This is a genomic window from Halapricum hydrolyticum (assembly GCF_025517535.1).
In the GTDB taxonomy this organism is placed as follows: Archaea; Halobacteriota; Halobacteria; order Halobacteriales; family Haloarculaceae; genus Halapricum; species Halapricum hydrolyticum.
On record NZ_JAOPKC010000038.1, the window covers coordinates 1 to 13,682 of the forward strand.

Consider the following 13,682-nt stretch of genomic DNA (forward strand, 5'->3'; position numbering starts at 1 on the left):
GTTCGGGACAATAATGATCGTGGCGTCGATGACCTGATGGAAGAAATCGATCACCTGTTCGTTCATTCAACAGCTGACGCTAACGTGCAAAGCTGAGGTTACGAGTAACCACGAAATTACACTACAACGACGCGGTCGTCCTCGCGTAGCAGTTCCCGGGTGACTGTCCCCCCACGGTGCTCGTGGGTCTCACCCCGCTTGCCGACGATGATGAGATCCGAATCGATCTCGTCGGCGACAGCCCGGATCTCGTCGGCGGGATCGCCGTGACAGCAGATCGTTTCGACCGGAACGCCGTGCCTTTCGGCCGTCTCGGCGACCGCTGCGAGGACTTTCCAACCCCGCTCTTTGCGCTCCTCGATGACGATCTCCATGCTGCTCAACGCCGGCTCCCCCATCTCTCGAGTGTCCACGACGTACAGCGCGTGTAGCGTTGCGCCCTCGCGCTGAGCGAGTGCTATCGCGTGTGCTGCGGCGCGCTGGGCGTGCTCGCTGACATCCACCGGGACCAAAACCGTGTCGATCGTCGCGCCGTTTTTCGAAGACGTACGGTTGTTCCGGGAGTCCCCGCCGCGCGCGCCTCGTGACGCCGGGTCGGTGCGACTCCCTCGCGTGGATCCCTCCTCCGAAGTGTCTGGATGCTGTTCCATTCTTATCTCCGAATACAGACCGGTACTAGACCCATAACCGTTCGCCGTCGTAGCCCAATCGGTTTATACGGCCCTGAAAAAAGCCGGGACGTCGCCTGTGCCCGTCGAAGAGAAGCCGCGAGTGCGGTTCTCCCGACCGGGATTTATGTCTTTTCCGCTCGACAAGAGAGTATGTACAGCGATGTGCTGATGCCGACGGATGGGAGTCAGAGCGCGAACGGTGCGCTCAGGCACGTCATCGAGATCGCATCGCAGTGGGACGCGACGTTGCATGTCCTGTACGTCGTCGACACGCGGCTGGCGCGTTCCGGATCGCTCCTCGAAACGCTCCGGGACGAGGGTCGCAAGGCAGTGCGAGATATCGAGGTGGCCGGAACGCAAGCCGGGCTGACTGTCGTGACCGAGGTCGTGGAGGGGACCCCACACGAAGCGATCCTGGACTACGCTTCCGGACACGGCGTCGATATGATTGTCATGGGGACTCACGGACGGACGGGTCTCGACCGCATTGTGATCGGAAGCGTCGCCGAACGAGTCGTTCGACGATCGCCAGTCCCTGTGCTGACAGTTCGTTTTCAGGACCCGTAGCGTGGCATGGATATGACGGGCTGGCATGCAGCTACCGTAGACGAGACGCTTGATGCATTGGCGTCGAGCGAAGACGGCCTGTCCACTGACCGGACGGCGCGTCGTCTCGACCAGCACGGACCGAACACGATCGGGGAGGGCGACGCGATCAGCCCGGTGCGGATCTTTCTCCACCAGTTCACGAGCCCGCTCATCTCCGTCCTGCTCGTCGCCGAAGCGCACAAACGCTGGCGTACGTCGTCTTCGCGGGTGTGACAGCAAGCGGGTCACTTCCAGACAGCGCACCGCTGTCGTCAACTGCCCCGCTTCGAGCGCGGCGGTAGCATCTCCGGAGTTCTCCGTAAGCACTATGCCCGCAGACACCTCGGTTTCGGTGTGGCCTCCCACGTAGACAGCGAGACGGAACTCCCCGTCTCCGAGGTGCTTCCGGAGTTCGCCGATGCCTTTCCCTTCGAGCGGTTCAACCGGATGCAGACCGAGACGCTGCCGGCACTGCTCGACCGTGATGACAACCTCGTCGTGAGCGCGCCGACCGCCAGCGGCAAGACGGCGGTCGCCGAAGTCGCGATCTGCGAGACGCTTCGGACGGGCGGGACGGCGCTGTTTATCGCCCCGCTTCGTGCGCTCACCAACGAGAAGGAGCGAGAGTGGGAGCGCTTCGAGGATCTGGGCTATTCGGTGTACGTCGTCACTGGCGAGCGCGAACTCAACCCGCGCCGCGCCGAGCGTGCCGACGTACTCGTGATGACTCCCGAGAAGGCTGACTCGGCGACCCGCAAACACGACACGCCGCGGTATTCGTTCGTGACTGACATCGACACCTGCGTCATCGACGAGGTGCACCTGCTCGATTCCGAGCGTCGCGGGTCGGTCCTGGAGGTGACGATCTCGCGGTTCCGGCGACTCTGTGACCCCCGGATCGTCGCGCTGTCGGCGACGATGCCGAACGTCGAGGACGTGGCCGCCTGGCTCGACGCCCCGCTGGAGACGACCTTCCAGTTCGGCGACCAGTACCGCCCGGTCCCGCTCAACGCCGACGTCAAGACCTACACGCACGGTGACAACGCTTTCGCCGACAAGTATCGTCGGCTCTACCGCGCGATGGACCTCGTCGAGCCGCACCTCGACGACGAGGGACAGGCGCTGGTCTTCGTCTCTTCCCGGCAGGACACCGTCCAGGCCGCCAAGAAAGCCCGCGACGAGCTGGTCGAACGCGACGTCTCGATGGGTGCCCGCGGCGATTACGACTTTCACAACGACGCCGCCGAGCTGAGCAACGACACGCTTCGCCAGTCGGTGCTCGACGGCGTCGCCTTCCACCACGCTGGGCTCTCTCGCGACGACAAAAACCGCGTCGAACAGTGGTTCCGAGAGGGCAAGATCCAGCTACTGTTCTCGACCTCGACGCTCGCCTGGGGCGTAAATCTGCCCGCCCGGTGTGTCGTGATTCGTGACACCAAATACCACGATCCTCTCGAAGGCGAGGTCGACATGAGCCCGCTGGACGTCCTCCAGATGCTCGGGCGAGCCGGTCGGCCGGGCTACGACGACACCGGGTACGCCTGGGTGATCGCCGACCGGAGCGAGGCCGACAAGTACCGGCGTTTGCTCCGTGACGGCAAGGACATCGAGTCCCGGCTGGCGGAGGATCTGCCCGCCCACCTCAACGCCGAGATCGCGATGGGGACGATCGACGATCTGGATGACGTGCTCTCCTGGCTGGAGACGACATTCTATCACGTCCGGGCCGAGAGCGCCCCCGAGCAGTACGCGAACGCTGCCAACCTCCGGGAACACGCCTCGCGCACGCTCCGCGGACTGGTCGATCGCGGCTTCATCGAAATGGATGAGGATCTGTCCGTCAACGCGACGGCACTGGGTCGCCTCGCCTCGAAGTTCTATCTCCGGCTCGACACCGCCCGATCGTTCGCAGATCTGGCCGAAGAGGCTGACGGCCTGACCGATGACGACGTCCTCAGAGCCATCGCGCAGGCGGGCGCCTTCGATAGCGTCTCGGCCCGACAGGACGAGGAAGACGCCGTCGACGCGGTCCTGGGCGGCCGCGGCGAGTCGCTCGATCCTGGCCCCCGAAAGGTGTATGCGATCCTCCGGTCGGGGATGAACGGGACCGTCCCCTCGGAACTGAAAAGCGACGCCTGGGTGATCAGGCAGAACGCGCTGCGCCTGCTTGCGGCGTTGCGGGCGTTTCTCGACCGATTCGCGGACGCTCGCGCGGCGAACCTGGCCCGCCGCGTCGAGGCGCGCGTCGAGCACGGCCTCAGCGCGGACGCGGTCGGGCTGACGGCCATCGACGGTGTCGGATCCGGCCGGGCGAAGACGCTCGCGGCTGCGGATCTCGCGACGCCGGCGGACGTACTGGACGCCGACCGCGACGAACTGGTCGCCGCCGGCCTGAGCGACGGCGTCGCCGAACGGATCCAGGAACACGCCGGGGACCTCCCCAGGGTCGTCGTCGAATGGGGATCGTTCCCCGAGACGATCGCCCGCGGCGAGAACAGCATGCAGGAAGTGACGGTCCGGAACGTGGCCGGCGGTGCCCGTGCCGGCGTCCGGATCACAGTCAACGGCGTCGAGATGACTGCGACCGACTGCTATCTCGGCGAGACGACGCTCCCGGTCGGCGTCTTCGGTGGCAATGCCGACCAACTCACGTTCCGGGTCGAGATCGCCTATCCCGAACTCCCGCTCGAACCGGTCGTCGAAGCCCGGTCCGTCGAGGTTCTGTAGACCTGACGGGCCCGGCCGCTGCTCGTCCTGGGCTGGCGCCCCGCCGGCTCCGACCACCGTGGCCAGGTGTTGCGTGGCACGAATTTCCACTGGATCCGAGAAACGTCCTTAGATCTCTCGATAAAAGGTCTCCGGGGATTTGAGGCACTTTTAAACAATGTCAACGTATGACATACCCTTCAGAACCCCTGAGAAGGATGATTTTAACGGCGTAAAATGGCGCTAACGATCGGACCCCTATATGTGGTGGTGGCGCGTATGGCCTGCTGGGTGTCCCCGCGATGTCAAACGCGTCTCCGACTGGTGGTGAAAGTCTCCGAAAGTCGCTCGGGTTCGGCCTGGCGACTGTCCGAGCAACGATCGTTCCGACTGTCCGGTTCGTCGGCTTCTGGACAGCGGTCGTCTTGCCGTTCGTGTACCTTCCGCTCCTGTTTACTGGTCTGGACGGCGCGACGACGTACGCGTTTGTCGCCCTCCTCGTCGCGCACGTCGTCTCGTTGTTGCTTGGCCGCGAGTACGGCCGGTAACGATTCTGGTAGCGTCTCGCAATCGGATTCCTCCGCTCTATTACTCGAACTGTTCGAATAGCACTGTCCGCAACTGTTCCGGGTCGGAGACGACGGCGTCGACGACCTCGGGGTCGATCCCGTCGTGGACGCCGGTGTATCCGACACATCGGATCCCGGCGGCCTTCGCTGCCCTGGCACCCGTCGTCGAGTCCTCGACGGCGACGGTCGCGTCGGGGTCCGCTTCGAGTTCCTCCAGGGCTCGCCGGTAGACGTCCGGTTCGGGCTTGCCGCGTGGCACGGTCTCGGCGCTGACGACCGCGTCGAAGCGTCCCTCCAGACCGAAGCGATCGAGCACGACGTCGATCCACGCATGCGGCGACGAGGTCACCAGCCCGACGTCGATCCCGCTCGCCTGCAACTCCGCGAGGAGTTCTTCGAAGCCGTCCATGAGGCTCGCACGCTCGCCGTATATCTCCCGGGCGAGCTCCTCGAAAAGTTCGACGTGCCGCTCGCGGCCGACCGCGACCTCGTAGTGTTCCGCCAGGTAGTCGTAGATTTCCCGGTAGTTCATTCCCATGACTTCCTCGGGGTCGACGTCCCCGTCCGGGACGACTTCCGGAAAGAGCCGCTCGGTTTCGAGATCGGGCCAGAACCGCTCCGAATTGACGACGACGCCGTCCATGTCGAACAGCACTGCGGGCATATCGGTGCTTGGGCGACGGCCGGCAAAGCGGTGGCGATGTGACGGCCAGCGAGGCAGCGGCGATTCTCCCGAGAGTTTAAACCCGAAGTCGACGCCACTCGGCGGTATGCATGACGCAATCGCTGTCAGGGCCGGGGAGTGTACGAGTACGTTCGACGGCAACCGGGTTCGCGCACACGAGCAGCGCGGCCGCATGATCGTCCTGGTCAAGCCGGATAACACCGTGCTGGTTCACGACGCCGACGGGTACCAGCCCGTCGCGTGGCTCACCCGGGCGGAATCCGTCACCGTCGAGGGCGACCGGATCGAGGCCCGTGACGGCAACCAGCACCTCAGGGTCGAGGTTCACGAGGAGTTCGAACGCGGCCGCCACCCCGCCAGCGCTGCCGGGCGTCCGGTCGGGGACTGTCCGGAGTGTTCGGGAACGCTCGTTCGCACGTCCGACGGCGTCTCCTGTACCGGCTGTGCGGTCCGGTTCGGACTGCCCGGCGACGCGACCGTCCTCGAGGAGCGCTGTGAGTGTGGCCTCCCGCTCATGCGCGTCGAACGCGGACACGCTTTCGAGGTCTGTCTCGACCGCGAGTGTGAATCGATGGACGCGGCGGTCAAGCGAGCGTTCGACCGCGAGTGGGCGTGTCCGAACTGCGGGGGCGACCTGCGTATCCTTCGGCGCGGCGGCCTACTGGCCGGCTGTGAGAACTACCCCGACTGTGATACCGGCTTTGCGCTCCCTTCGGGGACGATCGCCGGCGAGTGTGCTTGCGGACTCCCGCTGTTCGACACTGACGGCGGGCGACGCTGTCTGGACGCGACCTGTTCGGCTGCCGAACTCGAACCGCCGAGCGGACCGTAGGCTCACCCCGACCAGCGGGCCGTGCGTATCCCGTCGTCGGATAGCGGACCGTAGGCTCTTTGCGCGCGAGCGGGCAGGACTAGATATGGAACTCACGCTCGACGGATCGACCGTTCGTGGCGGCCGACAGGCACGCGAACGGTTTCACGACGCGCGCGGGTACGGACGCTCGGTCGACGGCGATCTGGAACTGGCGCCCGTCGAAGCCGCGCACATCCTCTATCGCGGCGACGTCGAGACGATCCGGGACGCCGACTCGGGCGAGCAACTGGACTTCCGGGCGTTGCTGTCCTCGGACGCCGTCTCGGAGATCGACGTGCTCGTCTACAAGGACCTGCGTGACCGGGGATTCTATCTCTCGCCGACCGACGAGGCGGGCGTGGACTTTCTCGTCTATCCGCGGGGGAAGGGACCGTGGGATGACGCGGTCGCCTACCGTGTCCGGGCGATCGGTGAGCGAACCGACGTCCCGGCCCGCACGCTCGGGGAGACGGTCCTCGCCGTCGTCGACGAGGAATCCTCGATCACGTATCTCGAAACCGATCGCCCCGACGTTCAGGGCACGACTGAGCCGGAACTCCCGCGCGGCGTTCCGGCTGAACTGCTCGAGGACCGCGTGCTCGTCTGGGATCCACCAATGGAACTGTACGAGCACGGATTCTACGGGCAGCCGCTCGACGACGACGGCGCGCCGTTGCAACTGTCGCTGCTCGAAGCCGCGGCGCTGGCCCGCCGTGGCGTGCTGGCCCTCGAAGAGAGCGAGGTCGTCGAACGCGGTCGGACGGTCGAGGGCGAGCGTTTCGACCGCAGGCTGGCGGTCTATCGTGCGCTTCGCGACCGGAGCGTGGTGCCCAAGACCGGCTACAAGTTCGGTGCCGACTTTCGAACGTATGCCGACGTCGAGCACGTCGACGAACTCGGCCACTCCGAACTACTCGTCCGCGTACTCCCGGCCGACCACGCTTTCGCGCCGCGGGACCTCGCGCTCGACGTCCGACTGGCTCACGGCGTCCGCAAGCGCATGGTGTTCGCGCTCGTCGGCGAGACGGTCGAGTGGCTGTCGGTTTCCCGGCTCACGCCCTGATCGGCACCGCTTTCGCTCGCCTCCCGGAACCACGGCACGGTCACGTTCGCCAGCCGCCGGTGGGCGACCTCGTAGGACGTTCCCGACGGTCGGTCGCCCCGCTGGCCGGTGTAGCTGCCGAACTGCGTGTGGTTCACGCCCGGCAACTCCCTGACGGTGGCGTCGGCCGGCAGGTTCGCCCTGTTTCGGTCGTAGGTCTGCCGGTCGAGCACCGTGTCGTCCGCCCCCGTGACGCTCAGTACCCGGAGGTCGGTTTCGGCGATCGACCGGTCACAGTACGACCCGAACAGTACGACTCCGGAGACGCGTCCGGGATTCTTCTCCGCGTATCGGCAGGCCATCGCCCCACCCAGCGAGTGGCCGCCGACGTACCACTGCTGGACGTCGTGAGTCTCGATCACGCGCGAGGCCGCGCCCTGCTCGAAAACGGCCAGGTTCAGCGGCATCTTCACCACGACGACCGTTACGTTCGCCTCCGTGACCAGCGGCGACAGCGACGACAGGTAGGCGTCCGGGTGAACGCGTGCGCCGGGATAGAACACCAGTCCTGTCGTCGAGTCGGCGTTTGCGGGTCGGAGGAGGTAATCGCCGTTCATTCGTTCGAGCTCGATTCGGTCGTCTTCCTGGACGGCCTGGACGCTCACGTCGCTGCCGTGAAAGGGCGTTCCGAAATACAACAGGAACCCTGCGACGGCCAGCAAGACGACCACGAGTATCCAGACGGCCAGTCGCTCCCGGTTGCGAGCCAGCCACGTACGAACGCGTCCCATCACCCGTGTGTGGGACTGATACGACCCTAACAGTACCGGTCGTCGTCACCGTACCCGTCGCGCAACGTCACAGGTCCGCGCCGACGGCCTCGCTGACGCTGTCGAACCCGTCGCGCTCCAGTAGCGTCGCCAGCCCGCGGTTGATCTCGCGAGCGACGGTCGGGCCACGGAAAATGAATGCCGTGTACAACTGGACCATGCTCGCACCCGCACGGATCTTCCGGTAGGCGTCCGCGGCAGTGAACACGCCACCGACCCCGATCACCGGCACGTCCGTCCGTCGGGCGACGAACCGGACCGTCTCCGTTGCGGTCTCCTCGATCGGCTTCCCCGAGAGTCCACCCTCCTCGACGCGACTCGGACTTTCGAGCGTGTCCGGTCGCGCTGTCGAGGTGTTCGTTGCGATCACACCTTCCAGGTCGTACTCCTCGACCAGCTCCATCGTCTCTTCGAGTGCGGGCTCGGGCAGGTCCGGCGAGAGTTTCACCAGCAGTGGGCTCGCCCCTGCGTCCCGGAGCTCCCCGAGGATCCCCTCCAGCGTCTTGCGGTTCTGGAGGTCTCGGAACCCCTCCGAGTTGGGACAGGAGACGTTCACGACGAAGAAGTCCCCGCCCTCGGCAACCTGCTCGTAGGCGTTGCGGTAATCCGTCGGCGCGTCTTCGGCGGCTGTCGTCTCGTTTTTCGCGAGGTTCACGCCGACGGGGAACCCTGCGTCAGTCGATCGGAGGCGTTCGCCGATGACGTCCGCACCCTCGTTGTTCAACCCCATGCGATTGACCAATCCCTCGTCTTCGACCAGGCGAAACACTCGGGGGCGGGGGTTCCCTGGCTGGGGCTCGGGGGTCACGCCGCCGACTTCGACGTGGCCGAACCCGAGCCCGCAGAGCGTCCTCGGAACCTGTGCGTTCTTGTCGAAGCCGGCCGCTACGCCGACCGGATTCGGGAACTCCTGTCCGAACGCCTCGACGTGCAACCGGTCGTCATCCACGGCGAACCCTCGTTGCAACACTGCCGGCAGCGGCGTCCGCTCGACCACCGCCATGCCCGTGTGGGCAATCGAATGAGCCGTCTCGGGCGGCAGTCGGAACAACAGCGGTCGGAGGCGTTCGTAGAGACTCATCGTCAGAACTCGTGTTCGACGTCCTCCTGATCGGCCTTCTGGATGATGATCTTGTTGTCTCGTACCCTGACGAACACCTCGTCGCCGATCTCCATGCCTGCGACGGCGAGCTCGTCCTCGTGGAGGTTGATGTGGACGTTGTGATACTCCCCGTCCTCGTCTTTGGCACCACTCGGGCTGAGCTTCTTCTTTCGCACCATCGCGCTATCTTGTCTCGTCCATCGCCGCAGGACATACTTAAGTCTACCGTGCCGGGTCTCTCCGACTCTTCTCTCCCGGTAAGCGCGCGCGAGACGCACGCCGCCCCCGTCTTGGCCCCGTTTCCGGCAGTTTTCACCACTCTTTCCGACCAGACTTATAAATGAACTGGCCGACGGGACCGGATTTTGGGGGTATATTTATAATGAGCCATGTGCTGATTCCACACGGAGAGGTCAAACCATGGCACCCGACCAAGACAAGCGAAACTTCGCACTCCGGGAATCGGACGGGACAGAATCAAGCGTCTTCTCTGGGAGCACACCTCGCCAGGCTGCACTGAAGGCTGCCCGGCGACTCGATCCCGCACCCAGCGAGGACGAAGTCGACCCCACGGAACTGCGACTCCGTGAGAAAGGCACAAAGAAAGTCCACATCTATGAAGGCTGGGCCTGGGAAGAGAAGGCTCCCGAAGACAAACCTGACTGGATGCCGGGCGAGATCACGAAGGGGAACGTCTCCAAGCAGGGCGTCGAGCATCTCGACGAGATCTGATCCCTGAGACCAACTTTCCTTCGTGTGCCCACGCGGGCGTGAGAGTCAACGATCACGCGAAGTGCTGACTGGCATCTCTCCCGTGTCCCGTTTCTCCTGGGATACTGGCGGTTGCAACCGTTTGCTGGTGCGATCCTTTCGTTGCAGGTCGTCGACCAGCACTGGCACGATTGCTGTACCGATTTATTCGGTCCCGATGGAGCACGATGGCCACTACGATACTGCCATTCGATAACAGGGGGATTCTTCATGCAGTTGGCCCGTGTAATCGCATGACGAGGCGGCTCCGGTTCGACGCCCTTAAGTGAATACCCCTCTTCGAATCGAATGCGAAGTGGCGCAGGGCGGACGGTCGCCCCGCCTGGTCACCGATCACCCGATTGCCCGGGACGCCCCGGGCTTTCGGATGGAGCATCCGCGTTCCGGCCCGGGTCCTCCCGGGCTGGACCGATCCGACGCCCTTAAGTGTAACAGGGTGTTCGGATGTGATGCGAACGTGGCCTGGCCGGGGCCGTCAACGCCTGGCCACATCGGACCTCGATCACACCCGGTTCGAAGGGCTTAAGTCCTTTCCCGGGCAACGTTCAGGTCCGGAGGAAATGAGGATTCCACCCCTGCGGTCCGCCGTATAGATGGGATCTGATGTTAGCCCTGGTAGTTCGGTGACACCCGATCGGGGTGTCGTCGAACGTGACTCAATGCGATAGCAACACACCCATCCGGGTGTGTTTCCCGCCTAACCCCCTGGCCTTTGTGGCCAGGAACATTCCGGTTGATCCTGCCGGAGGCCATTGCTATCGGAGTCCGATTTAGCCATGCTAGTCGCACGGGTTTAGACCCGTGGCAGATAGCTCAGTAACACGTGGCCAAACTACCCTATGGACCGGAATAACCTCGGGAAACTGAGGCTAATTCCGGATACAGCTCTCCTGCTGGAGTGCGGAGAGTTGGAAACGCTCCGGCGCCATAGGATGTGGCTGCGGCCGATTAGGTAGACGGTGGGGTAACGGCCCACCGTGCCGATAATCGGTACGGGTTGTGAGAGCAAGAGCCCGGAGACGGTATCTGAGACAAGATACCGGGCCCTACGGGGCGCAGCAGGCGCGAAACCTTTACACTGCACGACAGTGCGATAAGGGGACTCCGAGTGCGAGGGCATATAGTCCTCGCTTTTCTGTACCGTAGGGAGGTACAGGAACAAGTGCTGGGCAAGACCGGTGCCAGCCGCCGCGGTAATACCGGCAGCACGAGTGATGGCCGATCTTATTGGGCCTAAAGCGTCCGTAGCTGGCCAGACAAGTCCGTTGGGAAATCGACGTGCCTAACGCGTCGGCGTCCAGCGGAAACTGTCTGGCTTGGGACCGGAAGACCCGAGGGGTACGTCCGGGGTAGGAGTGAAATCCCGTAATCCTGGACGGACCACCGGTGGCGAAAGCGCCTCGGGAAGACGGATCCGACAGTGAGGGACGAAAGCTGGGGTCTCGAACCGGATTAGATACCCGGGTAGTCCCAGCCGTAAACGATGTCCGCTAGGTGTGGCGCAGGCTACGAGCCTGCGCTGTGCCGTAGGGAAGCCGTGAAGCGGACCGCCTGGGAAGTACGTCCGCAAGGATGAAACTTAAAGGAATTGGCGGGGGAGCACTACAACCGGAGGAGCCTGCGGTTTAATTGGACTCAACGCCGGACATCTCACCGGCACCGACAGTGTGCAGTGAAGGTCAGTTTGATGCGCTTACTGGAGCCACTGAGAGGAGGTGCATGGCCGCCGTCAGCTCGTACCGTGAGGCGTCCTGTTAAGTCAGGCAACGAGCGAGACCCGCACCCTTAGTTGCCAGCAGCATCTTGCGATGGCTGGGTACACTAGGGGGACTGCCGCTGCCAAAGCGGAGGAAGGAACGGGCAACGGTAGGTCAGTATGCCCCGAATGTGCCGGGCGACACGCGGGCTACAATGGCCGGGACAGTGGGATGCCATTCCGAGAGGAAGCGCTAATCCCCTAAACCCGGTCGTAGTTCGGATTGAGGGCTGAAACTCGCCCTCATGAAGCTGGATTCGGTAGTAATCGCGTGTCAGAAGCGCGCGGTGAATACGTCCCTGCTCCTTGCACACACCGCCCGTCAAAGCACCCGAGTGGGGTCCGGATGAGGCCATCATGCGATGGTCAAATCTGGGCTCCGCAAGGGGGCTTAAGTCGTAACAAGGTAGCCGTAGGGGAATCTGCGGCTGGATCACCTCCTAACGGTCGGGACTGGGGCGTCGCCCCAGCCCACCTCGAGTCCGTTCGCGACAGCCCGTTCGGGCACCTACGAACTACCAGGGCTAACATTTCGCCGGGCCCATAGCTCAGCGGCAGAGCGCCGCCTTTGCAAGGCGGAGGCCCTGGGTTCAAATCCCAGTGGGTCCATATCTCGTGTCCGGCTCGAACCGTTCCCCTTAAGTGGGCGACGGCGTTCGAACCGGGTACGGACGACCGATGCACCACCCCGCGGCAAGCGTGGGTGGGAAGGGTTGATGCACGCACCGTCTTACCACCTCGGGCGTGTAAATGACACCGTGTGTACGTGCGATCCAGGCGTCCACTGGACTCGTTTCATCGAGTTACAGTGACGTTGCAACTGCTCAGCAGTTGCACACGTTGTAGTCGTCTATACGACTACACACCGTCGCAACTGCTTTGCAGTTGCGCACATCGCAACTCATTCGAGTTGCACACAAGTTGGCTACTATGCCAGCTGGTGGATAGCTCGGCTCGGAAGCCGATGAAGGACGTGCCAAGCTGCGATAAGCCTGAGGGAGCCGCACGGAGGCGAAGAACTCAGGATCTCCTAATAGGAACTCCTCACCGCAATTGCTTCGCGCAATGGGGAACGCCGGGAACTGAAACATCTTAGTACCGGCAGGAAGAGAAAGCGAATGCGATATCGTCAGTAACCGCGAGTGAACGCGATACAGTCCAAACCGAATCCTTCGGGATATGTGGTGTTTTGGGCTGACTCTCATCGGCCGAACGTCTTCGAGAAGTCTCCTGGAACGGAGCGTGATACAGGGTGACAACCCCGTATCGAAGTCAAGTACGTCGTGCGTCAGTTCCTGAGTAGCGGGGGTTGGAAATCCCTCGTGAATTTGGCAGGCATCGTCTGTCAAGACTAAATACTCTCCGAGACCGATAGTGAACAAGTAGCGTGAGCGAACGCTGAAAAGCACCCTCAGAAGGGAGGTGCAATAGGGCTTGAAATCAGTTGGCGATGGAGCGACGGGGCATACAAGGTCCCGTGAAGAACGACCTGCCTGCGAAGGCACAGTAGGATTCACGGGAAGCCGGTGTTCCGTCGTGCGTTTTGAAAAACGAGCCAGGGAGTGTGTCTGTTTGGCAAGTCTAACCCGAGCATCGGGGGAGGCACAGGGAAACCAACATGGCCGCAGGGCTTTGCCCCAGGGCCGCCGTCTTCAAGGGCGGGGAGCCAGACGGACACGACCCGAATCCGGACGATCTACTCCTGGGCAAGGTGAAGCGTACCGAAAGGTGCGTGGAAGCCTGTTAGCGTTGGTGTCCTACAATACCCTCGCGTGACCTTGGAGTAGGGGTGAAAGGCCCATCGAGTCCGGCAACAGCTGGTTCCAACCGAAACATGTCGAAGCATGACCTCCGCTGAGGTAGTCCGTGAGGTAGAGCGACCGATTGCCGTGTCCGCCCTCGAGAGAGGTCGGCTCGGCTGTCAAACTCCGAACTTACGGACGCCGTCGACGCGGGGAGTCCGGTGCGCGGGGTAAGCCTGTGTACCATAAGGGGAACAACCCAGCGTTTGGTTAAGGTCCCCAAGTGTGGATTAAGTGTAATCCTCTGAAGGTGGTCTCAAGCCCTAGACAGCCGGGAGGTGAGCTTAGAAGCAGCTACCCTCCAAGA

General features: G+C 63.3%; 12 protein-coding genes, 1 tRNA gene and 2 rRNA genes. 10 read left to right on the forward strand and 5 right to left on the reverse strand.

What is annotated here, in order from left to right; translation table 11 throughout:
* Nucleotides 1–116 precede the first annotated feature (116 nt).
* On the reverse strand, nt 117–650 hold the full coding sequence (locus OB916_RS16565; protein WP_315910409.1) for a universal stress protein: 534 nt from the start codon (nt 648–650) through the stop codon (nt 117–119).
* A 171-nt stretch (nt 651–821) separates the two neighbouring features.
* Between OB916_RS16565 and OB916_RS16570 the strand changes: the two genes are divergently transcribed.
* The 4 genes from OB916_RS16570 to OB916_RS16585 all read left to right on the forward strand — a co-directional run bounded on the left by OB916_RS16570 (nt 822) and on the right by OB916_RS16585 (nt 4,513).
* Entirely contained in the window at nt 822–1,238 is a 417-nt protein-coding gene (locus tag OB916_RS16570) for a universal stress protein (protein ID WP_315910410.1), read from the forward strand.
* A 12-nt stretch (nt 1,239–1,250) separates the two neighbouring features.
* Entirely contained in the window at nt 1,251–1,493 is a 243-nt protein-coding gene (locus OB916_RS16575; protein ID WP_315910411.1) for a cation-transporting P-type ATPase, read from the forward strand.
* A gap of 120 nt (nt 1,494–1,613) precedes the next feature.
* Nucleotides 1,614–3,986 carry a DEAD/DEAH box helicase gene (locus OB916_RS16580; protein ID WP_315910412.1) on the forward strand — a complete coding sequence of 791 codons (2,373 nt, stop codon included), beginning with the start codon at nt 1,614–1,616 and terminating at the stop codon, nt 3,984–3,986.
* A gap of 281 nt (nt 3,987–4,267) precedes the next feature.
* Entirely contained in the window at nt 4,268–4,513 is a 246-nt protein-coding gene (locus OB916_RS16585; protein ID WP_315910413.1) for a hypothetical protein, read from the forward strand.
* A 40-nt stretch (nt 4,514–4,553) separates the two neighbouring features.
* Here OB916_RS16585 and OB916_RS16590 read toward each other — a convergent pair whose 3' ends face one another.
* Nucleotides 4,554–5,198 (reverse strand): HAD family hydrolase, encoded by a 645-nt coding sequence (locus OB916_RS16590; protein WP_315910414.1) that lies wholly within the window; start codon nt 5,196–5,198, stop codon nt 4,554–4,556.
* 106 nt (nt 5,199–5,304) lie between these two features.
* Here OB916_RS16590 and OB916_RS16595 point away from each other — a divergent pair, with 106 nt between their 5' ends.
* Both OB916_RS16595 and endA read left to right on the forward strand, forming a co-directional pair.
* Nucleotides 5,305–6,051: a topoisomerase DNA-binding C4 zinc finger domain-containing protein gene (locus OB916_RS16595; RefSeq protein ID WP_315910415.1), complete on the forward strand. Its 747-nt coding sequence runs from the start codon at nt 5,305–5,307 to the stop codon at nt 6,049–6,051.
* An 85-nt stretch (nt 6,052–6,136) separates the two neighbouring features.
* Nucleotides 6,137–7,135, forward strand: coding sequence for a tRNA-intron lyase (gene endA, locus OB916_RS16600; protein WP_315910416.1), 999 nt, complete (start codon nt 6,137–6,139; stop codon nt 7,133–7,135).
* Here the strand turns inward: endA and OB916_RS16605 are convergent.
* The 3 genes from OB916_RS16605 to OB916_RS16615 form a co-directional block, all read right to left on the reverse strand.
* Complete coding sequence (locus OB916_RS16605) at nt 7,054–7,905, reverse strand: alpha/beta fold hydrolase (protein ID WP_315910417.1); 852 nt, start codon at nt 7,903–7,905, stop codon at nt 7,054–7,056. The two genes, endA and OB916_RS16605, sit on opposite strands and share 82 nt — an antisense overlap.
* Before the next feature lie 67 nt (nt 7,906–7,972).
* Complete coding sequence (locus OB916_RS16610; RefSeq protein ID WP_315910418.1) at nt 7,973–9,025, reverse strand: quinone-dependent dihydroorotate dehydrogenase; 1,053 nt, start codon at nt 9,023–9,025, stop codon at nt 7,973–7,975.
* 2 nt (nt 9,026–9,027) lie between these two features.
* The gene (locus OB916_RS16615; protein ID WP_315910419.1) at nt 9,028–9,225 is read right to left on the reverse strand and encodes a hypothetical protein; all 198 of its coding nucleotides are present in this window, start codon (nt 9,223–9,225) and stop codon (nt 9,028–9,030) included.
* Between the two features lie 241 nt (nt 9,226–9,466).
* Here OB916_RS16615 and OB916_RS16620 point away from each other — a divergent pair, with 241 nt between their 5' ends.
* The 4 genes from OB916_RS16620 to OB916_RS16635 all read left to right on the forward strand — a co-directional run.
* Nucleotides 9,467–9,778: a non-histone chromosomal MC1 family protein gene (locus tag OB916_RS16620; RefSeq protein ID WP_315910420.1), complete on the forward strand. Its 312-nt coding sequence runs from the start codon at nt 9,467–9,469 to the stop codon at nt 9,776–9,778.
* A 765-nt stretch (nt 9,779–10,543) separates the two neighbouring features.
* Nucleotides 10,544–12,015 (forward strand): 16S ribosomal RNA (locus tag OB916_RS16625).
* A 95-nt stretch (nt 12,016–12,110) separates the two neighbouring features.
* Nucleotides 12,111–12,182, forward strand: a tRNA-Ala gene (locus OB916_RS16630).
* Nucleotides 12,183–12,489: 307 nt separating this feature from the next.
* Nucleotides 12,490–13,682 (forward strand): 23S ribosomal RNA (locus OB916_RS16635); the annotation flags it as partial.

Excerpts from the sequence above, each read along its gene's own strand:
- OB916_RS16565 (WP_315910409.1), bottom strand. The coding sequence starts at position 650 with ATGGAACAGCATCCAGACACTTCGGAGGAGGGATCCACGCGAGGGAGT.
- OB916_RS16570 (WP_315910410.1), top strand. The coding sequence starts at position 822 with ATGTACAGCGATGTGCTGATGCCGACGGATGGGAGTCAGAGCGCGAAC.
- OB916_RS16575 (WP_315910411.1), top strand. The coding sequence starts at position 1,251 with ATGACGGGCTGGCATGCAGCTACCGTAGACGAGACGCTTGATGCATTG.
- OB916_RS16585 (WP_315910413.1), top strand. The coding sequence starts at position 4,268 with ATGTCAAACGCGTCTCCGACTGGTGGTGAAAGTCTCCGAAAGTCGCTC.
- OB916_RS16590 (WP_315910414.1), bottom strand. The coding sequence starts at position 5,198 with ATGCCCGCAGTGCTGTTCGACATGGACGGCGTCGTCGTCAATTCGGAG.
- OB916_RS16595 (WP_315910415.1), top strand. The coding sequence starts at position 5,305 with ATGCATGACGCAATCGCTGTCAGGGCCGGGGAGTGTACGAGTACGTTC.
- endA (WP_315910416.1), top strand. The coding sequence starts at position 6,137 with ATGGAACTCACGCTCGACGGATCGACCGTTCGTGGCGGCCGACAGGCA.
- OB916_RS16605 (WP_315910417.1), bottom strand. The coding sequence starts at position 7,905 with ATGGGACGCGTTCGTACGTGGCTGGCTCGCAACCGGGAGCGACTGGCC.
- OB916_RS16610 (WP_315910418.1), bottom strand. The coding sequence starts at position 9,025 with ATGAGTCTCTACGAACGCCTCCGACCGCTGTTGTTCCGACTGCCGCCC.
- OB916_RS16615 (WP_315910419.1), bottom strand. The coding sequence starts at position 9,225 with ATGGTGCGAAAGAAGAAGCTCAGCCCGAGTGGTGCCAAAGACGAGGAC.
- OB916_RS16620 (WP_315910420.1), top strand. The coding sequence starts at position 9,467 with ATGGCACCCGACCAAGACAAGCGAAACTTCGCACTCCGGGAATCGGAC.